Here is a 21,854-nt window from a genome sequence, read left to right on the forward strand (position 1 = left end):
TACAACAATAATGAGGATAATCGGCGTTTTTGAGGCGAATGTTGCAGAAAATACAACAGTTTCGCTTAAAAGAGTCCAATTTAGGGTGAAATGCGGCCAAGTTGTTGTATGAAGTACAACATTTCTAGTAAAAAGAGATAATATCCAGGAAAATGTTGTACGCTGTACAACTTGCAGACGTCAGCCTCTACTGTTAGCTCCTTTATTTCGATAAAATGATCTAATTCATCTAATACCAAAGCATTCAGTTGCTATTTCGAACCCTCAATTAATTCATTCGGCATCCAAAACCAGCATAATCTAGACGAAATTTCGAGCTCAGAACCACTCATCTATCATCCATCACCACTCACACTTCTCACTTCTCACTTCTTATCTCCTTTTACTTATTTCTTATTTCTTATGCCTTATCTCCTCCTATCTCCTATCCCCATCTCGATTACTTTCAGCTATCTCATCAATTTCAAATCCTCTAGTTACAACTCAAATCTTTCCCCTCTTTCGAATCCCTACCTAAATCCGACTAACCTCTCCCTTATCCGCTTACTCCGCAAAAAACAAAAGCATCCTCCCTTTCCAGCTGAATAGACACTTATTCACACTCCTAGAACCTATAGCTACCCATACAATAACAATCATTTTCTATATAAAACAAATAGCTTCCTATACGAAAAAAAGATCAACCCCTCTCGCTAGTTCAGCGAATAAGAGATCGATCTTTGTAGTTAAATTATGAGTGCCGCTTGTAAAAATCTAGTAAGCCTTCGGAACCTCGACTCTATGCGTTACACCGTCTTCGGTGAAATAAATATGCGTGTCGAAGCCCTGATCATCCATGAAATAGGACACGTATTTCGGCTCGCCATGCTTGATCGGCACTAGGAGGGTTGCCATGCGGTGGCTGCGCGCCGGCTTGGTTGTTGCTTTGAGATGCCAGTGCAGCGGCAGTCCCTCGATTTCGGCTGTATCCACATCCGTAAAGCCTTGATGCTGCGTCAGTTCCAGCTCACCGGATGAGCAATAGACGAAACGCCCGTCCATATCCGCCTTGCGGCCCTGGACTTTGAAAGTCTGTCCATTCAGCTTCATTTCATACAGCGTTTGGAATAGCCAGTCAACAGAGCCTGCCTGCGACAGGTCGATATGGTCGACGATAACAACATACGTTCCGAAGAAGTAAAGCTCGCGCACATAACGCTCCAAATATGGAACGTACTCTTTGTATGCTGCGGTTGCGTTACTACGGGAATAACCGTAGCCTTTGCGCTGCTCGGCAACTTCGACGAACCCATTAGCCGCCATGTTCAGCACTTTATTCTTCTCGGCGTATTGGCCCAAACCGTCAATCAAAATATTGTTCGTCGAGCGCGTCTGCCTGCGCCAGTTCATGTGCATCGTGCTGCTGAATGCTACGTAATAACCGCTTTCAATGGCAAGCGGTTCCCCGTAAGCATGCAGCAGGAAGCCGTTCTGGTCGCCATGACTGTGGCTGACGGAGCCGTATTTGCTGCTCTTCGTCAGCAGCATGATATGGCGCTCTGGATCGGCCATTTGCGAGTGGAATGCCACCCAGCCGATGTCGCGGAACCATTTGACCGGCTCGATATTCGCATCTGTTGGGGCGATAGCTTCCACTTGCGGATAATCATGACGGTAGACCATTTCGTCGAAACGGAAATCCCACCAACCATAATTGTAAAATTTCATTTCCGAATCGGTATCCGTTTCACGTACCCGTTCAAAATACCACTGGTACAGACCGTTACCAGTCACACCGGCGAACTGACGGATGTTAAAGCCAGTTTTCAAGCTAACCGGATCGCCAAGGGTCGATTGGTCACCAAAGCTTGCGCGAAGGGTATCCGGGCTGAATGCGTATAGCGGGAAATCGCCTGTTTTCGTGAAAAACGGTCTTTTATAGAAGTTAATACCGGTATATTTCTTCAGCAAATTCATCGCTTCCGTAACAAAAGCCATCCCGGTCGTCCAATACATCGGACCTTCCGCCCAGCCTCCGTCCGGTCCGCCCCAAGGAGAATATAAGCACGCATAGTACTCGAGTGTATAATCAAGCCATTCGCGCACTTCCGGCTCCTCATTCAAGAGAGCGATGCAGCAAGGAACCAATACACTGGATAGCGAACGCACCGCATGACTGTCGAACGGCACATGATGGATCTTGGAATGCTCAATAACATGCTGGGAGATTTGATGCGTACGGGCGAGCAGAACTTGCCGTACCCGCTTCCGCTCATCCTCTGTTAGCTGGGCATGAAGCCAGTCATAGCCCCATGCGATAGCTCCAGCCATTCGGAATGAAGCTTCGTCGTTGTAGTCACGGCTTGTTGTACCGTTCACGTCCCAGCTGCATAGATGGAGCAGCCACGTTTTTGCGCGATCTAGCAGCATTTCGTCATTCAAAATCGTACCGGCCACCACGAGATGGCGAACCGCATAGAGCGCTTCTTGGGTATCCATGTACATTTGGCGCCATAGCTTAGCTACCCGCTTATTGCCTGGGTACGGCAGCGGCTCTGCAATCAGCTCACGCTCGATCCAAGGTTTAACGGATTTCTCGTAAAAGATATCAAACCCGCAATAAGCCGGATCTGTTGCTAGCCTACTGCGGAAGTCATCAAGCTCAGAGGATTGCAGCCACAATCTAGGGTGCTGGGAAGATGCTTCCGCATATCTGCGTTCTCTGCTAGGCAGTGGCGTCTCCGGTAAATCGGCTGGCACCTCGAAGCGCCGAACGAGGCTCCAGACGGTTTGGGAACCATCTTCCTGGAGAAGGGCGTACCGCCAGAAATATGTACCTGGGGTTAGCGCATCATCCGGTGTATATAAGTTATATGGAATCGGCTTTATCGTTTGTGTGTCAGCCTGAGAGAAGGCCTCAGAATGCGAGATTTGCAGTACATAGCGATCATGCTCCAATTGTGCAGGAATCCAAGTGAAACGAGGTGGGTTTTCCAGCAGTGCGGTCAACTCATTCGGTTCGTATTGTACAGTTAAAACGCCGCTCTGCGGTTCGTATAATGGTGACAGTGAAGTCATATCCATTCTCCTCCCGGGTGGGTTCTCTATTTTGAAAATTATATAATAAGCAAGCCTCTATCAGCTGTTAATTGAATGTGTTTTGAGCTGTTCGTTTGTCCCAGGACTGAAATGGCAATTTCCTGTGCGGAAATGTGAGTGAGTTCAGCACAGCTGCCAGCACGATACACATGAATAAAGTCAGCCTTACGGTCATTGCGACGGTGAAGCATCGCTGTAAGCGACTGACTCGGATCAACGGAGTCGCCCGGTGTCTGTACAGCGAGAAGCTCATCGCCCGGCTGCACAAGCGCCGTATGGAACACGGTCGCAGCGGAGCCGTTAGGATCAGAGCAAAGGGCATAGGATACGTTCAATTGAGCTGAACCGCTTGCGTCGATTGAATCGCTAGGCACGAACTGGCCGATGATCGGTAGATCCTGCTCAGTGACAGTGATGGCATTGGAAGCAGCATCCTTCTGTTCAATGAGAAGTTTGTAAACTTCATCTCGGCTGAGCGACTGCTCCGAATGCGTTTGAACAGCCGGATGCATCCACCACTCGATGCTCTTCGGCTCTTCGCCTGCGAGCTCGACTTGGAACCAATCGAGCAACCACTCGCCGGTAAGCAGCAAATGACGATTCAAGGTGCACCCTTCGTAGGCTTCTATTGACTGAAGCCAAGCGTACACGGTCGAATCGTTGGCCTCATAGCGGAGGCAGCGCCCTTCATGCGGCGCTTGGGATCGGCCATCCAGCGACACGGTGTTGTGGCTGGCGGTTTCGGCAAACCACGATTTCCGCATGGGCGAGCCGTAAGGCACCATCCCGAAATCGGGCGTCAGGGTTTGGTCGGTGTGCATCAACGTCAGATGCAGCTTGTCGTAATGGCCGTGGGACCCGCCGTGCTCGCCGAAATCGGCGAGGAACGACAGCGGGTTCCCGGCTGCGCGGCCGATGACGAAGCCGGCGTCCGGCCAGAGCCGCGACCCACGCGGCTCTAGGGCAGGCGCGCGGTCAGCGGCCTCGCCAGCGCCGTAGAGCAGCGCCTCGAGCTGCTCGCCGCCGGCTGCGCCTAGCTGCCGGTACGCTTCGCGCAGGACCGGCGCAAGCCCGGCGATGCCGTAGATCGCGAGCCCCTGCTCAGCGATCTCGGCGATCTCGCGGGCGTAAGGGTCCCGCGCCAGCGGCCCGTCATGCAGGGCGGGCAGCGCGCCCTGGTCGTCGGCCAGATCGGTTAGCGCCTCGAGCATGCCGCGCATGGATTGACCATCTGCGCCGGTCGTGGCGTAGAGATCGATACCGAATCGCTGCGCCATCTCCGCAGAGATTAAGTACGCCCGAAGCACGAATACGTGGTAATACGTGCTTCCCTCGAACTCCAGCTGATCGGCTTTCACGCCGATCGATAAGTGATGCTTGAAGCCACCTTGGCCTTCAATGAGCGCTTCCAGCGCCGCTTGTTCTCCGCGAGCGGCATAAACACAAGATAATGACGCGTTCAGCCAAGCGGTGTAGTTGTTCTCCGCGTTGTTCCGCTCATGAATCAGGATGTGCCGGTATTCTTCCATACTACCCGCGAGCAAACCCAGGAAGGCGTCAATCGCCGCCTGCTCCTTCGCCTCGAAAACAACACCCTCATCGCGCAGTAATAAGTAAGCTCGAATCAAGGTCGTGGACCAGATCGCCTCGGTCAGCGCCTGGTGAAAAGCCCGCCCCTTCAGCATCCAGCTCTGAGCTTCCGGATGCACGGGGTAGAGCGGGAACTGCTCAGCGTACTCTACGAGCAGCCTTTTACTAATCTGCGCGTACGACTTTTCCCCCAGCGCTGCATAAACGGCCGCTGACTGCAAAGCCACCCGCGCAAGTGATTGGTGCTTGAACACGAGCCAAGCGCCTCGGTAAGCTTCTCCCTCGATTTTGCATCCGTGCGGACATAGAAATTCGGACGCATCCACTTGCATCGGATCGAACATCAGTTCGGTGTGATGGTGTGGACAGACATACTGGTGCCACCAACCCCCAGGTTCCTTAGGAATGGAAAGGCTGCCCGCTTGCTGCAGCCTATCAATTTCCTCTTTCAATATGTGTGCTGTACGGCCTGTCCAAGTCAGTTTTTCCAGCTTTTCGCCTAGCCTCAGCGCGGTACTCATCGCATCATCATCCCGCCGTTGATTTCGATCGTTTCACCTGTTACGTAGGCAGCTAGATCGGAAACAAGGTAAAGAACTGCGCCTGCTACATCATCCGGTGTTCCTTCACGCTGCAGCGGAATGCCATTTACAGTTGCTTGGCGTGCAGTGTCCGTTGTGAATGTCGCATGGAACATCGTATTGCCGATAAAGCCAGGGGATACGTTGTTGACGGTAATTCCACTTGCCGCTACTTCCTTTGCTAATCCCTTGGAGAATGTTTGTACAGCTGCTTTACTAGCTGCATATATGCTGGAACCAGGTCCGCCGCCGTTATGCGCAGCAACCGATGTCATATTCACGATACGGCCGTAGCCCTTCGCTTTCATGCCGGCAAGCACTCTTTTGGACATGAACACGGCACTCTTTAAATTTACATCCATAATTCGGTTGTACATCTCTTCGAACATTTCAGAATTCGCCACACGCTGAACGAGATGGCCTGCATTGTTCACGAGAATATCAATCGTCCCACCCAAAGCTTGCTCAACTTCACTCACGAGTCTGTCGATTTGCTCCAAATTCGTCACATCCGCCTGTACCAATACGGCCTCGCCGCCTGCCGCTTGAATGGCTGCTACAACTTCCTGCCCTTGTGCAACGTTATTCAAGCAGTTCACGCCAACCTTCGCCCCATTGCTAGCCAAAGCTAGTGCAATTGCGCGTCCAATTCCCGCATTAGATCCCGTCACCAGTGCAATTTTCCCCGTTAAATCGATTTTCATTTGAATTCCTCCCATGTATGTGTATAAAAAAAAATTAGATCACTCTTGTAGATACCGCCTGAGACGATGTTTTTCATCGCTAAATAATGACTCAAGCGGAAATCTACCCACTTAATGATATAAAACACGCTTAACGCGGTGGGAAACGACCATTCCCGTCCTTTTTACTCCTGAGACGATGTTTTTCATCGCTAAATAATGACTCAAGCGGAAATCTGCTCACTTAACGATATAAAACATCCTTAACGCGGAGGGAAATGACCATTCCCTTTCTTTCTACCACCTGAAACGATGTTTTTCATCGCTAAACGATGCCTCACGCAGAAACCTTCCCATTTAACGCTACAAAACATCCTTAACTCAAAGTAGAGGGAAGTAGAAGGCCAGTTAAAGGGTGTGGTTTAACTAGAGGATATTGTTTACTAGAGGAAGTGGTCTAACTAGCGAAAGTCCGTCTCCCAAGGACGAAACGCCACCTCACCCACGCAACCGAGGCCTCACCGTCTCCGGCATTGTCATCGTTAAACGGGTCCCTCGTCCCCACTCACTATCAATAGACAAGCCGTAGGCCTCGCCGAACACCATCTGAATCCGTCGGTGGACGTTCATTAGTCCAATGCCGCCCCCCTGTGATTCGCCTGTCTCTTCCGGTTCTGCCAAACGGTTTTCCTCCAGCTTCGTGCGCAGCTCGGCGAGCCTCTCCGGCTGGATGCCTGTGCCATTGTCCTCGATGAACACTTGGAATAATCCGCCTTCTTTGCGGGCATCGATTCGTATGAAATGATGTGGTTCCACACCATCCGGGAATGCGTGCTGAAAAATATTTTCGATGAGCGGCTGCAGAGTCAGCCGAACCATCTTCTCCAACAGCAATCCTGGCGGGATCGCGACATCAATTTCAAACTCTTTTCCCGTCCTGTGCTGCAAAACAATCATATAATTGCGCACATGATTAAGTTCATTCGCTACTGTAATTTCTTCTAAATTCGTCTGCACCGAGTAGCGGAGCATGAAAGCCATTGCTTCTACCATCTCTGTAATTTCACTGGAATCCTGAACTATTGCATAACAATTGATCGTTTCCAACGTGTTATATAAAAAATGTGGATTGATCTGCAGCTGCAAAGACTGAAATTCTGCCCGCTGCCGTTCAAGCTTCGTCTCACCTAGCTCAAGCTGGTTCTTTTGCTGCAGCAGCTCGGCTTCATACACCCGTTCGATCATATCGGAAAGACGCGTCACCATTAGATTGTAGCTGTGAATAAGTCCACCGATCTCATCCGTTCGACCAATCTCGTCGATGTACTGCCAGTTTCCTTTTTCTGTTTCCCGCATGCTGTCTTTCAGCCCTCGTATGGGGGCAATAATAGACCTGCCGAAACGGTATGCTAGCCATAATGCGATAGCCAATGTAACCAGACCAACGATGATGGTCGTCGTTCGAATCGTATCGGCTGGGCGGCGCAGCTCTTCAACTGGCATCGATGCGACAAGATTCCAATCGGAGTAACCGGATTTCCTCGATACAAACATACGTTCTTCCCCATTGTATTTATGGAGGAATGTCTGATTGCCGCTCGCCAAAACGAGCGATGCTAGTTCATCTTTTGGCTTACGCTGCCCCATGGAAGGCGGGTAAATATAGTTCCCGGTATCATCGACGATAAAGAAAAAGCCTTCTTTACCCAAGCTGACACGATCCCACGTTTTCGCCAATTCCGCTAATTTGATTTCAATGGCAACAACCCCGCGATTCTCATCGCCATAAGAAGGTCCTCTGACTTTACGAGCCATCGTCACGACAGTTCCTTGATCAATTGGACGTATGCTCATATTCAGCAGCGCAATTTTGCCGTCACCCGCAATTTTCATCAGGTTATCGAATTGTTCTTGTACGAGCACGGGATCGAAGTTCAGCAGATTTTGGTTTTCATAAATGAAAGAACGCCCATGCTGACCGACGACATAAATCATGTTCAACTGTTTGTACAAGGTGACAACGGACTGAACGGAAGATTCCGAAAATTTCTTGATTTTATCCGAATACACATAATACTCATACGCGTCATCTGGCTTAATTTCCATGAAAGCCCGCACATCGGAGTTGGACGAAAAGGCATTGCTAAGCAGCTCGTAAGCCTGCAAGTAACTATCCGTCTGATAGTTCGCACTATCGACCATTTGCTCCATATACTGCTTCACTTGGTCGTCTAACGCCCGTGATGATTGCCAATAGGATACAGCGCCTACGGACAAAAGAGACAGCACGATCACAATGAGAAAGTACGTATAAATTTGACCTGACAGCGTCTTTCTTTTCATGAACGGATACCCATTTGTTGTCGATATTCAGAAGGAAGGCAGCCTTCGTATTTCTTAAATGTTTTTGTAAAATGGGGATGATCGGCGTAACCGACCTCACCCGAGATATCGGTAATTCGCCACTGCGGCTGTTGGAGCAGCTTCTTCGCCTTCTCCATGCGTCTGCGCGTGCGGTACTGCACGAACGTTTCTGCCGTACTTTGCTTAAACAGTTGGCTGAAATAAGAAGGATTAAGCCCGATAAAGTCAGCCACCTCTTCCAAAGATACTTCCTCAGCGAGATGCGTCTCTATATAGTGCTTGGCTTCCTCAACAGGGTCCTTAAGCTTGCCTTTACGTTTGATTCGAAGCTCATCCAGATACCCACTGATTGCGGTCGTGAAACGAAGCCACGCTTCCTCTTCGCTCACAGCACCGGTTAAATCAAGCTCACCCTGCATAAAATATACATCCCTCACATTTAACCTTTGGTGCAGGAGGGTGTGGATCTCTTGCAAAATATCGCTAACCCGGTTGAGCTTGAGCTTATTGGCCTTCAGCTCCGCTTGAATTTCCTCAACGACACAGTCTAATTCCGCCTGCTGCAGCATCCACACGGCTTGCTCCATGCGGCCAGCCCACTGCTCCAACTTCGTCACAGCAACGAAGGATTCGGAGCTTACTTTACTTTGGTTACGTATTAGCTTCTCTAACACATGCTGAAATCCCTTAATATTAACGGGCTTCAGTAAATACTCTTTCACCCCGTAAGACAGGCATTTCTGTGCATATTCGAAATCACCATAGCCGGAAATGACCACGACTTGTATGTCCGCATCCATTTCTGCAACACGAGCACATAATTCCAGCCCGTCCATCTTAGGCATCCGAATATCGGTGAACAGGAAGTCAGGTCGTTCCTCTTGAATCCGCTGCAGCGCGACAACGCCATTCTCAGCCGTTCGCAGGCTTTCGATGGGGAGCTCCGATTGTTCAACGAGTTTCTGTAAGCCTTTGCGTATCATCGGTTCGTCATCGACAATGAGTATGCGGTACATGAGGAATGCTCCTTTCAAACCCTTATGAAATGCACGCTCCCCACGTGCTGGTGGGCACGTGAGGAGGCGGTCATGCTCAGCAGATGAGCTTATTTACGCGGCATCGACACGGTCGTACCGGAATCTTTACTATTGAATTTCTCTGTTGCTTCCTTGATTACTTCGTTACCGCCTTTGGATTTCCACTCTTCCAATACTTTCGGCCAATCGGAGATCGGCTCTTTGCCGTACACCATCTTCACCATGTGCTGGAGAATGACTGGAGGTGCTTGGTCGGAAAGCGGCGAAATGTCAGGATTTTTCATTAATGATTCAAGACGTGGCTCGAAACTGATACCGTCGCGCCCTTCATTTTTTAACGTTGTATCGTAGACATTCATTAATTTCTTACCTTCTTCTGTCAAGCTAAGTGTCCCTTTATTATAAGTCGTATCTTGGACAAGCCACAAGAAGGATTGACGGTAACGCTCTTCATCGACACCCGCTGTATCTGTTGGAGCTTTGTAGTCGATTTTGCCATCCACCGTTTTGTACGTGTCACCTTCAATACCGAAAGTGAAGTATTTCTCTGCTTCATCCGACATCATCCAATCGAAGAACTGGATAATTTGCGCAGCATTTTTAGCATTCTTATTGATGAAGTAAGCACGCGGCGCAGGTCCGTACAAGTAGTGGCCGCCTTTGCCATCTGGTCCTGTCGGAGATGCGATGATCTCGATATCGCCCGTTGGAACCGTTGTTTTCAGCTGTGTTTCCCATTGCAGCAATTCATTCGCGTTCATGGACCACATACCTGCTTTACCCGCAAGGATGGTGTTTTTAAACACTGTAGCGTTGATCGTTGCGAACTCTTTATTGATCAAGCCTTCATCAAACATCGTTTTGTACGTTTGCAGCGCTTTCGTCATATTCTCTGTGTCGAAGAACTTAGGCAGAACTTGATCGCCTGATTTCTCGAACATGGATAAGTAAGGAAATACGTCATAAGCACCGAAGAAGGAGTCTGCGTACTTGAAGTTTTCACGACCCATATACGGGTTCTCAACGCCCATTTCTTTGAACTTGCGAAGTACGGCCATGTACTCGTCAACCGTTTTAGGAACCCCTAGGCCTGCTTTATCAAGCAAATCTTTACGAACGAAGATAGAGCGACGGGACGGGTTGGACAAGTATTCCGGAATGGCGAAAATTTTACCTTGATAAGTTACGTTATCCCAAGCGTCTTTCGGCACTTTTTTAAGCAGATTCGGTCCATACTTCTTCAGCAATTCATCAAGAGGCGTGAACACACCCGCTTTCACGGAACCAGCCATTTCTTTACCGTTCACACCACCACTGCCCTGTACAACGTCAGGAATATCATTGGTTGCAAACATCTGAATCATTTTTTGATCATATTCTTTGTGAGGAACAAGTACGATATTCATATCGGAGTTCGTCATCTCTTCTAACTTTTTCACCCATTTGTCTTGATTAATATCAGGCGACTTCTCTACATGTCCGAATGCGAGTGTACGCAAGGAGATGGAGAATTTCGTTTTTTCAGCAGGCTTCGCGTTTGACGTGCCAGCCGCCGCGCTAGACGCCGGTTGTTCAGCGGTTTTAGAAGAGCAAGCAACCAGCAAACTGGCCATCATCACGGCTGCCATCGTGGTGGGAATCCATTTTTTCATTTCTACCCCTCTTTTCATTTCACTCAGATATGAACGGTTTCACACCTTCATTGTAAAAGCGTTTACAAATTGCCGATATGGAATGTCTTTAGTTCGATTTGTCTTTTTTTTAGAATGCTGCAGAAATTGTTGATTTCATGCAGTACGATTTCCTTAAGTTTTTACCGAACCAACCATCATTCCTTTGACAAAATGACGCTGCAAGAACGGATAGATAAGAATAATGGGGATCGTCGCAATAATAATGGTCGCCATCTTGATGCCTTCCGGATCCATATGAGCAAGTCCGCTGAATTGGGAAGCGTTCGGATCAATACTGATATCCTCAGACACGATTAATTGACGAAGCTTTACCTGAAGCGGCCATAAGGCAGGCTTGTTAATATAGTACAGTGCACTTTGGTACGTATTCCAGTGACCCACCGCATAGAAGATCCCCAGAGAGGCCATTACCGGTTTGGACAAAGGCAGAATGATATTCCAGATCATGCGAAGCTCGGAGCAGCCATCGATACGTCCGGAATCAATCAGCTCACTCGGAATTTGCAAGAAAAAGGACCGCATAATGAAAAAATTGAAGGCACTGATCGCACCTGGAAGCAATAAAGCCCAAAGCGAATTCGTCAGGTGTAAATTTTTCATCAAAATAAAGTTTGGAATCAGTGGAGCTGTAAAAACCATCGTAATGAGAACCATAATAACGACAACGTTACGGCCAGCATACTCTGGTCGAGACACCGGATACGCTAGTGACGCCGTGGCGATCAGATTGATCAAGGTACCCACTACTGTAATATACACGGTCACTCCGAAAGAACGCCAGATCGCCGCATCGCTAAACACATATTGATAGTTAATCGATGTAAATTGAACAGGCAGGAATAATACCTTCCCATTCACGATGGCTTCCGAAGAACTGAACGATTGGGCCAGCACGTTTAAGAACGGCAGGAGCATCGCTAGCGATAGAAGAGTCAGAAATAGCACATTAAAGATGTTAAAAACTTGCCAGCCGGCTGTCGGCTTGCGATTCATAAAGCGTTCACCTCCGTCTTAGTACAAGCTTTCACCCGTTGTTTTTTTGCTTAAAATATTGCCAGTAACAATAAAAATCACACCAACTAATGCTTTGAAAAGTCCGATTGCCGTTGTATAGCTAAACTGTTGACCTAACAACCCTGCAGTGTAAATATACGTATCTAAAATTTCACCATTTTCCTTATTCAGCGGGTTCAGGAACACGTAAACACGTTCGAAGCCAAAATCTAAGAATTTACCGATATGAAGGAGGAACAAAATCATAATGGTTGGTAGAAGCGACGGGAGCGTAATTGAAATCGTTTGTCTCCAACGGTTCGCGCCATCCACCTCAGAAGCTTCATATAAATCTGGATTAATCCCTGCCAGTGCAGCCAAATAAATGATCGTACCGTAGCCGGAATCACGCCAAATACCCGAAGAAATGAGCACTGTACGAATCCATGACTCTTCACCCATGAAATAAATCGGCTCGAAACCTAGCCAAGTGATGAGATGGTTCAAAGCCCCCGTTGAAGGAGAAAGAATACCGATCGCAATCCCGCTCACAATAACCCACGATAAGAAGTGAGGCATGTAAACAACGGTTTGAAGTAACCGCTTGTACACTACAACGCGCAGCTCATTAAGCAGCAAGGCGAGTATGATTGGCGCCGGAAAAGCCAGTACCAAATCGTAAATGCCGATCAGAATCGTATTCTTCAAAATCTTGAGGAAGTCGTAATGGGCAAACATCCGAGTGAAATGCTCGAACCCAACCCATTCACTCCCCGTGAAGCCTTCAAAAATGTTGTAATCTTGAAAAGCAATGACTGAACCTAACAAGGGTACATACTTGAAAACAATAAAATACAAAATCCCCGGCAGCGATATTAAATACAACGCCTTATACTTCCAGAACGTTCGCAGAAAGGATCTACCTTTACGTACCTGCGAGCGCTGATTCATCTTTTTAACCGCTTGTGCGTTGACCGCCATTCTTGGCCCCCCTCACTATTCTTCGCTGATGTTATACCTACATCGTACCTTGCTAAAGCGCTTGCAACAATGGATTGTCTTTTCACTCACTTGTGTTTTTTTTAGGTGGGGGAAGTGCCGTGGTGCGGGGGGTGCGCGAAGGTATTCGATGGAGCGCGACATAGCTATCGCACTCCTTTTGATGTAAAACATGCAGCTAATATTGCTTCAGCTATGCATTTCCTATGAATTAGCTGCGTTTCCTACATCAAATTCCCAAGAAATCATGAGTTAAAACACTTTTATGAGAAATTAGCTGCACATTTTGTATATAAAACCCTCCAACAAACATTCAACGCATAATTTTGAAGCACAAAATACATGTAATGTGGTTTTCAAGCTCTGCCAGGCCTGCATCAACCATCCTCAAACTCCCAAACACGTCAACACCCCCATTCATTCTATTGGTTCTTAAGTGAATTTTTCTGCTCGTAAGAATGTTTTCATCGCTACAGTCGGGCTACTGCTCAACACCATCACTTTAACGATGATTTTCATCGTTATACTTTCATCTACTTTGCCTTTATGTGAATTTTCCTGCTCGTAAGAATGTTTTTCATCGCTAAATTCCGGCTACTGCTCAACCACCATCACTTTAACGATGATTTTCATCGTTATACTCCCATCTACTCTGCCTTTATGTGAATTTTCCTGCTCGTAAGCGTGTTTTTCATCACTAAAGTCGGGCTACTCCTCAACACCATCACTTTAACGATGATTTTCATCGTTATACTTACATCTACTCGGCCTTTATGTGAATTCCCCCGCTCGTAAGACGGTTTTTCATCGCTACAGTCGGGCTGCTGCTCCATACAAAAAAAAAAAAAAAACGCCACCCACAAATGTGGGAGGCGCCTAATCAATGGACTTCATGCTCACGCGGTTCTACTCTCCGTGGACACTTGCCTAGCCGCTGACTTGCGCTTCATCCGCAGTGCCTCAGGCATAGCTAGCAAAGCCGGCAGCAGCATCGGCAGCAAAATAAAGCAAAGTACAACGAGCCCAACGATCACGGCAACGGCTAGCTCAATCAGCAGAACTAGACCTGATGGAACCAACGTCGCGAAGGTACCGCCGAGGATGACCATAGCCGAGATCACCACGCCGCCGATGTGCTTAGCGGCCTGAACAATCGCTTTTGACGGCGATAATTCGCCCAGCTCTTTATATCGCATCATCAGGAAGATGCTGTAGTCGACACCGACTGCGATGATGATGATGAAGGAGAAGAACGGTACGAAAGACGAAACACCGTCTGCACCAATGATTTTATCTGTAACGATATTGGTAGCGGTCATAGCCACATAGTAGGAAATAACTAGGGACACGATGATATAGACCGCTGGCCAGAAGGAGCGTATCACGAACAACAGGACAATAAATACGCCAATAATCACGATGATCGCCGTGCTGTTGAACGATTTTAGTTGTGCTTTGTTCGTGTCGTAGGTCGTGGAGCTTGGTCCCGCGGCACCAACTTTCGCTTTCTCCAGCACTGTACCTTTCAAACTAGACGCTAACTCGGCGTTAATCTCCTCAATGGTGTCCATAGCCGCTGAAGAGTACGGATCATCCTTCAGAATGACGATGAGTTTTGTACTCTTGCGATCCTTGGACATGAAGCTGTCCAACGATTTGCCGAAATCCGCGCTCGCAAGCGCTTCTTTCGGTATGAAGAACGTCTTCGAGCTGTTCAACTGCGTCAGGAATTGGCTCGTTTTGCCGAGCCCTTCGGACACATCGCCCAGTCCGTTGCCGCTTTGGCCGAGGCCGTCCTTCAGTTGGCCCATACCGCCAACCAAGCCCGACAAGCCCTCGTTCAGCTTCTGCTGCCCGTCCTTGACGCTTCCCAGCGCGTCATTCAGCTTCGCCATGTTCGCGGCGATCTCTTGGCTGCCCGCGCTGCCTTGCTTCAGCCCTTTCGCAAGCGCCTCTGAGCCGCTCTGCAATGAAGCCAATCCCGCAGCAAGCTGCGCCTGCGCACCGTTAATCTGCGTAAGTCCCGCAGCAGCCTCAGCGAAAGAGCCATTCAACTTGGCGGCATTCGCGCCAAGCTCCTTCAGCCCGCCGTTCAGCTGGGCAAGGCCGGACGCTAGACCCTCCCCCGTCTGCTTCAGCTTGATGTAGTCGCTATCTTTAGACAATTGGCTGTACTTTTCACCTAGCCCGCCGATAAGCCCATTCATCCCAGTCAGCCCCTGCTGAATGCCAGGAAGCTTCCCTTCAATCTGACTATAGCCGTCAGCTAAGGCACTGTAACCCTGCTGCAGCTGCGTAAGCCCGCTGCTAATCTTCGACGTATTAGCCTCGACTTGGGTCATGCCATCCTTTAAGCTCGCAATGCCCGCGCTTAGCTCCCCAGCTCCGTCGGCACCCTGTGCAATACCCTTCGATACTTGCCCCAGCGCAACTGTAATCTGGCTGTAGCCATCCTGAACTTTTCCCGTTCCGTCAACTAACTGGTCGGTGCCGGACAAATCTGGACTGACCAGTTTGCTCTGCATCAAATTCAAACCATCTTTTATTTGATTAACGCCTTTCTGCGAAGCCGTAATTCCTTCTGCGACGGTCGACGTTTGGGTCGAAATATAGAAGCTATCAATTGGCTTCGACTGCGGCTGTGTCACACTCGACACCTTATCCACGCCCGGAACACTCTTCAATTTGTCCGTTAGCTTATCAATTGCAGCTAATCCGTCATTATTATCAATGGCTTTATCATTCTCTATTACGACCATAGTCGGCAGCGCTTGACCTCGGCTAAAATGATCCGCTACAAGGCTGAATCCTTTGGTGGATTCATGGTCATTCCCTAACTCTTTCAACTGGTCAAAAGACAATTTCTGATGGTTGGAAAGGGCAATCGGAATCATCACAATCAGAATAAGCAGCGTTGTGATCACCGGTCTTTTCACCGCAATAGCCGTTAAGCTAGCCCAAAATTTACTTTCTTTATGCCCGGTTGCACCCTTGGAAGGCCAATACAGCTTACTGCCCAGTACTTTCATGAGGAAAGGAGTCACCGTCATAATTTCAAGCAAGAGCACCGCGGTACCAATAGCGACCACATTGCCTGATTTATAAATACCAAAGTCCGAGAAGGTCAAGCTCGCGAAAGCAATAAATACGGTCAAAATACTGTAAAAAATTGTTTTCCCAGCCGTTTTATATGTCACAATAATCGCTTCATCCACGGACAGACCGTGGGATAACTCTTCTTTAAACCGATTGAACAACAGGATGTTATAGTCAGTTCCAATGCCGAAAAGAATCAAAATTAACAGCATCTCCGTGACACTTGTCACTGGAAACTCAAACTTATCAATAAGCTGCGCGGCAATCCCCATGGAGCACAAGTAGGAAATACCCACAGCAAGCAGCGAGACAATCGGAATAACAACGGAACGGAACATAATGACCAGCACCGCTAGGATGAAAATCACCGTTAGAGCCGCACTTTTTGCCACTCCAGATTCGGATGCTTTGATGTAATCGTTCTGAATGAAATCCTCACCTGAGAGGTAGTAATCCACGTTCACATCTTTCAAAACAGCCTCAAACTCTTGTTGAATCTCATCGACATGACGTCCTCTTTTATCCAAACTAAAGCTCGCCATTAATGTCGTCTGATCCTCAGAAATAAGCGAGGACTTAGCGTCAGGCAGTGAGAAAGGATCAAGCAATTGATCGAACCCAAGCTCCGCTTGATGGCTCTTCATACTCGTAATACCTGACTCAATCTGCTTCATGTCGGCGTCTGACAGTTTATTCGGGTTGTGGAACACGATGATATCGCTAGTCCCCTCAACCCCATTCATTTTATTCAAAATTGATGTAGCCACCTTGGACGGACTGTCCTTTGGCAGCGGATCTTGGCCCCTGAGCCCTAAAATAGCATTCACATCGGGTTGAAAAACCGTGAGAACTACGGTGGCTACCAGCCACAAGGCGACAATCGTCCAACGCCATTTAATAATTTGTTTCATCTCTCTAATTCCTCCTCCGATTTACAAATCGTTAGTAAACAAGCGTTCATTTTTGACTCAAAAAAATTTTAGCACTGTCCTTGAAGCTTTATTTTTTCTGAAATACCCGCAGAATACAGGTACAACAGCTCATCAACCAGCACCTTAATCGTATCGCCATCCTCATAATCACGCAGAATAAGGCTCATCCCCTCAATAAGCGTAACAGCTAGCATCCGTGCAGATTGCTGCTCATTCACTTCGAGCGGGGTCGGAGTTTCCTTCGTGGTGACGAATACGTTTTCCAAAATTTGATACACCAGCGTAATGAGTTCCTGTTTCACCGATTCGTAGCGTGAGCCTTCACTCAGATTAAGAAGAATAGTCAGCTCAACACTCGATTGCTTGAAAAGCTGCAAAATCGTCGCATCAATTTTACGCAAAATAACGAGATGATCGGCAGTTTCCTTGCACAATTTGAAATCAACCTCATTCTTGATCTCTAGGGTGTAAGAAGCAAGCTGCTCATAGACGGGTTGAATCAGTTCATAGAATAGGTCTTCTTTGTTTTTAAAATACCGATAAATATTGCCTGGTGTAATACCCGCAGCGTCTGCAATATGCCGTATGGAGGCTTTCATATACCCATGTTTCTTGAACTCGGACAATGCCGCTTGGCGGATACTCTTTTTTACGTCATCTTTTAAAACCTGCATATAATAAACACCCGTTCACTTTTTGTCGTAATGGAATGATTATAACGTGTGTACTTCCTTTTTTGCAAGTATGGAATCAAAGAAAAAAAGCCGACAACCTAAGCAGCATGCTACTTGAGGCCGTCGACTCTTCTTAAAGCATTACTCCGCCTTAGTTTTGAGCGTCTCGATGATTCTTTTCGACTTGAAAGGCTTGAGATCTTTGAACTGTATGAACTTCTTCGTTTCCTCGTTCCAAATACGGAATTTAAGGGATTCCAAGCTTGTCTTCAATGTAATTGTCTGCACTTTGCGAAGCTCAGCGTTCTTGTTATGAACCTTTTCCAAATAGTAGTTAGGAACTCGCGGGCTCAGATGATGAATATGGTGAAAGCCGATATTACCTGTGATCCAGTGCAGAATTCTAGGCAATTTGTAGAAAGAACTTCCATGCATAGCCGCCTTCATATAATCCCATTCTGCGTCATTCTCATAGTACGAGTCTTCATAGTTGTGCTGAACGTAGAAAAGCCAAATCCCAGCCATACCTGAAATTAAAAACATCGGACCTTGGACTAGGAGGAATGATTGCCAACCCATACCCCAACAAAGCAGTGCAATGCTCCCGAAGATGCCCAGGTTCGTGATGTACGTATTCATACGTTCTTTCATTCCTGCGCGTTTGCGGTTAAAACGGTAATCAATCAAAAAGATGAAAATGGGTCCGACAATAAACATCACAATCGGATTTCTGTAAACCCGATAATATAGTCTTCTAGCCGGAGAAGATGCCATATATTCGTCAACCGTCAGTGTCCAGATATCGCCGACACCTCTACGATCCAAATTACCGCTGGATGCGTGATGGACGGAGTGGGTATGACGCCACTGATGATAAGGGACAAACGTCAAAATGCCTGTTAATGTACCAACAATTTCATTTGCGAATTTATTTTTGAAAAAAGATTTGTGGCAGCAATCGTGGAAAATAATAAAGATTCGAATCAAGAATCCTGCTGCAATAATGTCTAACACGAACGTAAGCCAGATAGAAACCGAAAGACTTAAGAAGGCGAAATACCAAAGCATAAAAAAGGGTCCTAATGTATTGATGATTTGCCACACACTGTGCTTCATATGTGGTCTTTCGTAAGGCGCGATGTCAGACCGCCACCCACCTTTGTCTTGTTGACTCATTCTAATTAAAGCTCCTTCTCTCCGTTTCGTACCGGACTGATTTATGCCACCTGATGTAGTACGTTGGGAATTCAATTAAGTTCCCGTTATAAGAGAAGAAATGTTACATTGCCCTCTCATCATAAGTTCCAGAACGCTTTTTGTAAAATGCAATATAAGTCATACGTGCTTTAGGCCATGTTTTTACTATTCTACACTGCCCAAAAATCATCCTTCGAATGGCAACCTAACCCTTATTTTCCCATAGGGTGGTTCTCAAACTGAATATACTCCTCTTGGTCCAAGTAAATAGGATTTTGTACGTAATACAACATTAGGCGAACAAAACGACGTTATACCCTTCAAATGTTGCAAAAAATACAATAATTTCTCCCTATCGCAAACATTACTTAAATAATTGTTTCCATATATGTAATAATTATGTTTACTTTATGAGGAAATTTCTGTGGATAAATAGGTAAGTCTAAGTGAACAAATGATGAACATTGCTTTCTCGTTACAGAAGGTATCTACTCCTAGCTTGGCCAATTTATACGGGCCTTACTTAATACTGGTATAGTAGTATATATAAAAAATGGAGGACTATTCAATGATACCTATATCCGTTTTAGACTTGGCTCCTGTTATTGTTGGCGGTACGCCAAGAGATTCATTTCACCGTTCCGTTGATCTAGCCAGACACGTTGAAAAGTGGGGCTACCATAGATATTGGCTCGCCGAACATCATAACATGCCGGGTATTGCCAGCTCCGCCACATCACTCGTCATCGGATATGTCGCTATGGCTACAGAAAAGATTCGCGTAGGCTCCGGCGGCATTATGCTACCTAACCACGCACCGCTCGTCATCGCCGAGCAGTTTGGAACACTGGAATCGATGTTCCCGGGACGCATCGATCTTGGTTTAGGACGTGCGCCTGGCTCCGATCAGGCTGCGGCAAGAGCGCTCCGCCGCGGCTTAGGCAGCGATGGCCAAGACTTCCCGGAGCAGCTGAGTGAGCTCCGCGGCTATCTCAACCCGGCGCTGAGTAAGGGTGTACCGGGCGTGCGCGCCGTGCCGGGCGAAGGGCTAGACATCCCGATCTGGCTGCTCGGATCGAGTGACTTCAGCGCCCAGTTGGCTGGTCAGCTGGGGCTTCCTTTCGCTTTCGCCAGCCACTTCGCTCCGGATTATTTGCTGGCGGCTCTTGATCTGTATCGCCGTCAGTTCCGCCCTTCGGGTGCGCTTGAGAAGCCGTACGCGATGGTTGGCGTTAACATTATTGCAGCCGCAACCGATGAGGAAGCCCAACATCTGGCGACGTCGCAGCACCAGCAATTTCTGAATATCGTGCGCGGCCGTCCTGGCATGCTAAGCCCACCTGTCGACAGCATGGAGTCCTTGTGGAGTCCTCAAGAGAAAGCTTACGTTCACAAGGCCTTAAGCTTCTCCATCGTAGGCAGTAAAGACACAGTCCGCGATAAGCTTGCTAAGCTTCAGGAGCAAACTGGAGCTGATGAGTGGATCATCGCAGGCCAGATTTATGATCACAAGGCTCGCTTGAGGTCTTATGAAATTGTAGCTGAGGTTGTCAAAGAGAGCTAGAGAGGTTGGAATTCATTATTTTGAGTCATCAAGCAACGATTGGGGGCCACGCCACCAAAGGGTGGTTCCCGATTTCCCTTTTTTCCTAAACCGCAGGTGCTTTTGCGATTGGAATGACTGAGTTTGTGATTATGGGCCTATGCTGAATTATCGTTATTTGAGATTTAGAATTGAATATCAATGAATGATTATATCTTCTACATCTATATCATCATAGATTTTTATACTTAAAACAAAACCGATAGATATCATGTTGATCAACAGCGAGGTGCCTCCATAGCTGATAAAGGGAAGGGTTATCCCCGTAATCGGCATGATACCGATAAGCATCCCAATGTTTTCGAAAACTTGAAACAGAAACATAGCCGTAATACCACCAATGATGTATATGCCTGTTTGGCTGCGGATGTTTAGTGCAATAGTGATCATTCGATAAATGAGAAGAAAGTAAAGTATTAGCAACGCAGATGCTCCTATAAAACCAAATTCTTCCCCCACTACAACGAATATGGAATCTGAATATGTATATGGGACTTGACCGCTTTGGACTGAGGTTCCATGTAGGTAGCCATCTCCTTCTAAGGATCCTGATCCGATTGCTTTGACCGATTGTTTCATGTGATAGGTTGCTTTCTCAGAAGCTTGGTCTGGCAAAAGGACGGCATCAACCCTATCCAACCAATACGCTTTATGTTTAGACGCCATGAATTGCTTTACTTCCTCATGGTATTTTATATAGCTGTAGAGGGAGCTTCCGCTTACGATTATGATAATGACTAGGCCTATCAAAGCATGCTTGTAGTTGATATGGCCGAACCAACAGACCACAATAAAAATGACAAGATAACCGATAGAGTTACCGAGATCCGGCTGCATTAAAACCAAGAGAAAAGGAACGAACGTAATAACGCCCATCGGCAGTATTTCCTTGAACAAACTAAGGGTCTCGACTTCTCTTTTGGACAGAAAATACGACAAAAACAGGATTAAAATGAGCTTACAGAGCTCTGCCGGCTGAAATTTGAGCCCACCAGGAAGAGTGAACCAACCCTGAGCATTGTTGAGAGTATCCCCTTTAAAAAACAGTAAGACCAGCAGTCCCAGCCCAATGAAATAGTACAGCGGCGAAAACCGCAATAAGAGTTTGTAGTTAACAAACAACATCGTAAATAGGACCACAAACCCCAAACCGTAAAAATACATCATTTTAATATACGATTGCGAAAAGTCTGGAACTGTTCGTGTCGCGCTATAGATGCAGAAAATACTGATGATCATAAAGATGAGCAGCAGCAACAAAATAATGGTATCCAGCCCTTTAATTATCCGCTTCAACATGAAGGCTATTTGCGTTCCTCTGAAAATACTTTCA

13 protein-coding genes are annotated in these 21,854 nt (G+C 47.3%); 1 reads left to right on the forward strand and 12 read right to left on the reverse strand.

Annotation, left to right across the window (positions count from 1 at the left end; all coding sequences use genetic code 11):
• Positions 1-753: 753 nt before the first annotated feature.
• The 11 genes from GC102_RS25785 to desA form a co-directional block, all read right to left on the reverse strand.
• Entirely contained in the window at positions 754-3,057 is a 2,304-nt protein-coding gene (locus GC102_RS25785; RefSeq protein ID WP_171692061.1) for a DUF4962 domain-containing protein, read from the reverse strand.
• A gap of 38 nt (positions 3,058-3,095) precedes the next feature.
• Positions 3,096-5,189, reverse strand: coding sequence for a heparinase II/III domain-containing protein (locus GC102_RS25790; protein ID WP_171692062.1), 2,094 nt, complete (start codon positions 5,187-5,189; stop codon positions 3,096-3,098).
• Entirely contained in the window at positions 5,186-5,953 is a 768-nt protein-coding gene (locus tag GC102_RS25795) for an SDR family NAD(P)-dependent oxidoreductase (RefSeq protein ID WP_171692063.1), read from the reverse strand. Before GC102_RS25795 ends, GC102_RS25790 begins: the two co-directional genes overlap by 4 nt.
• A gap of 477 nt (positions 5,954-6,430) precedes the next feature.
• Entirely contained in the window at positions 6,431-8,275 is a 1,845-nt protein-coding gene (locus GC102_RS25800) for a cache domain-containing sensor histidine kinase (RefSeq protein WP_171692064.1), read from the reverse strand.
• Positions 8,272-9,312 (reverse strand): response regulator transcription factor, encoded by a 1,041-nt coding sequence (locus GC102_RS25805; RefSeq protein WP_171692065.1) that lies wholly within the window; start codon positions 9,310-9,312, stop codon positions 8,272-8,274. The genes GC102_RS25800 and GC102_RS25805 overlap by 4 nt, the downstream gene beginning before the upstream one ends.
• 89 nt (positions 9,313-9,401) lie before the next feature.
• Entirely contained in the window at positions 9,402-10,985 is a 1,584-nt protein-coding gene (locus GC102_RS25810; RefSeq protein WP_171692066.1) for an extracellular solute-binding protein, read from the reverse strand.
• A gap of 153 nt (positions 10,986-11,138) precedes the next feature.
• The gene (locus GC102_RS25815; RefSeq protein WP_171692067.1) at positions 11,139-12,020 is read right to left on the reverse strand and encodes a carbohydrate ABC transporter permease; all 882 of its coding nucleotides are present in this window, start codon (positions 12,018-12,020) and stop codon (positions 11,139-11,141) included.
• Between the two features lie 18 nt (positions 12,021-12,038).
• A complete protein-coding gene (locus GC102_RS25820) occupies positions 12,039-13,001 on the reverse strand; it encodes an ABC transporter permease (protein ID WP_171692068.1) in 963 nt (320 codons plus the stop codon).
• Positions 13,002-13,915: 914 nt separating this feature from the next.
• On the reverse strand, positions 13,916-17,026 hold the full coding sequence (locus GC102_RS25825; protein ID WP_171692069.1) for an MMPL family transporter: 3,111 nt from the start codon (positions 17,024-17,026) through the stop codon (positions 13,916-13,918).
• A gap of 68 nt (positions 17,027-17,094) precedes the next feature.
• Positions 17,095-17,721, reverse strand: a complete 627-nt coding sequence (locus GC102_RS25830; RefSeq protein WP_171692070.1) for a TetR/AcrR family transcriptional regulator — start codon at positions 17,719-17,721, stop codon at positions 17,095-17,097.
• Between the two features lie 141 nt (positions 17,722-17,862).
• Positions 17,863-18,897, reverse strand: coding sequence for a Delta(5) desaturase DesA (gene desA / locus GC102_RS25835; protein WP_171692071.1), 1,035 nt, complete (start codon positions 18,895-18,897; stop codon positions 17,863-17,865).
• Between the two features lie 589 nt (positions 18,898-19,486).
• Here desA and GC102_RS25840 point away from each other — a divergent pair.
• Entirely contained in the window at positions 19,487-20,482 is a 996-nt protein-coding gene (locus tag GC102_RS25840; protein ID WP_246321126.1) for an LLM class flavin-dependent oxidoreductase, read from the forward strand.
• 177 nt (positions 20,483-20,659) lie between these two features.
• On the opposite strand, the gene GC102_RS25845 is transcribed toward GC102_RS25840, so the two are convergent.
• Complete coding sequence (locus tag GC102_RS25845) at positions 20,660-21,820, reverse strand: FtsW/RodA/SpoVE family cell cycle protein (protein ID WP_171692073.1); 1,161 nt, start codon at positions 21,818-21,820, stop codon at positions 20,660-20,662.
• Between the last annotated feature and the right edge of the window lie 34 nt (positions 21,821-21,854).

This window comes from Paenibacillus germinis (genome assembly GCF_013141785.1).
GTDB lineage: Bacteria > Bacillota > Bacilli > Paenibacillales > NBRC-103111 > Paenibacillus_E > Paenibacillus_E phytorum.

Bases quoted from the DNA above. Each gene is read 5' to 3' on its own strand.
- GC102_RS25815 (WP_171692067.1), bottom strand. From the start codon at position 12,020: ATGAATCGCAAGCCGACAGCCGGCTGGCAAGTTTTTAACATCTTTAAT.
- GC102_RS25845 (WP_171692073.1), bottom strand. From the start codon at position 21,820: ATGTTGAAGCGGATAATTAAAGGGCTGGATACCATTATTTTGTTGCTG.
- GC102_RS25840 (WP_246321126.1), top strand. From the start codon at position 19,487: ATGATACCTATATCCGTTTTAGACTTGGCTCCTGTTATTGTTGGCGGT.
- GC102_RS25790 (WP_171692062.1), bottom strand. From the start codon at position 5,189: ATGAGTACCGCGCTGAGGCTAGGCGAAAAGCTGGAAAAACTGACTTGG.
- GC102_RS25800 (WP_171692064.1), bottom strand. From the start codon at position 8,275: ATGAAAAGAAAGACGCTGTCAGGTCAAATTTATACGTACTTTCTCATT.
- GC102_RS25805 (WP_171692065.1), bottom strand. From the start codon at position 9,312: ATGTACCGCATACTCATTGTCGATGACGAACCGATGATACGCAAAGGC.
- desA (WP_171692071.1), bottom strand. From the start codon at position 18,897: ATGAGTCAACAAGACAAAGGTGGGTGGCGGTCTGACATCGCGCCTTAC.
- GC102_RS25830 (WP_171692070.1), bottom strand. From the start codon at position 17,721: ATGCAGGTTTTAAAAGATGACGTAAAAAAGAGTATCCGCCAAGCGGCA.
- GC102_RS25825 (WP_171692069.1), bottom strand. From the start codon at position 17,026: ATGAAACAAATTATTAAATGGCGTTGGACGATTGTCGCCTTGTGGCTG.
- GC102_RS25785 (WP_171692061.1), bottom strand. From the start codon at position 3,057: ATGACTTCACTGTCACCATTATACGAACCGCAGAGCGGCGTTTTAACT.
- GC102_RS25795 (WP_171692063.1), bottom strand. From the start codon at position 5,953: ATGAAAATCGATTTAACGGGGAAAATTGCACTGGTGACGGGATCTAAT.
- GC102_RS25820 (WP_171692068.1), bottom strand. From the start codon at position 13,001: ATGGCGGTCAACGCACAAGCGGTTAAAAAGATGAATCAGCGCTCGCAG.
- GC102_RS25810 (WP_171692066.1), bottom strand. From the start codon at position 10,985: ATGAAAAAATGGATTCCCACCACGATGGCAGCCGTGATGATGGCCAGT.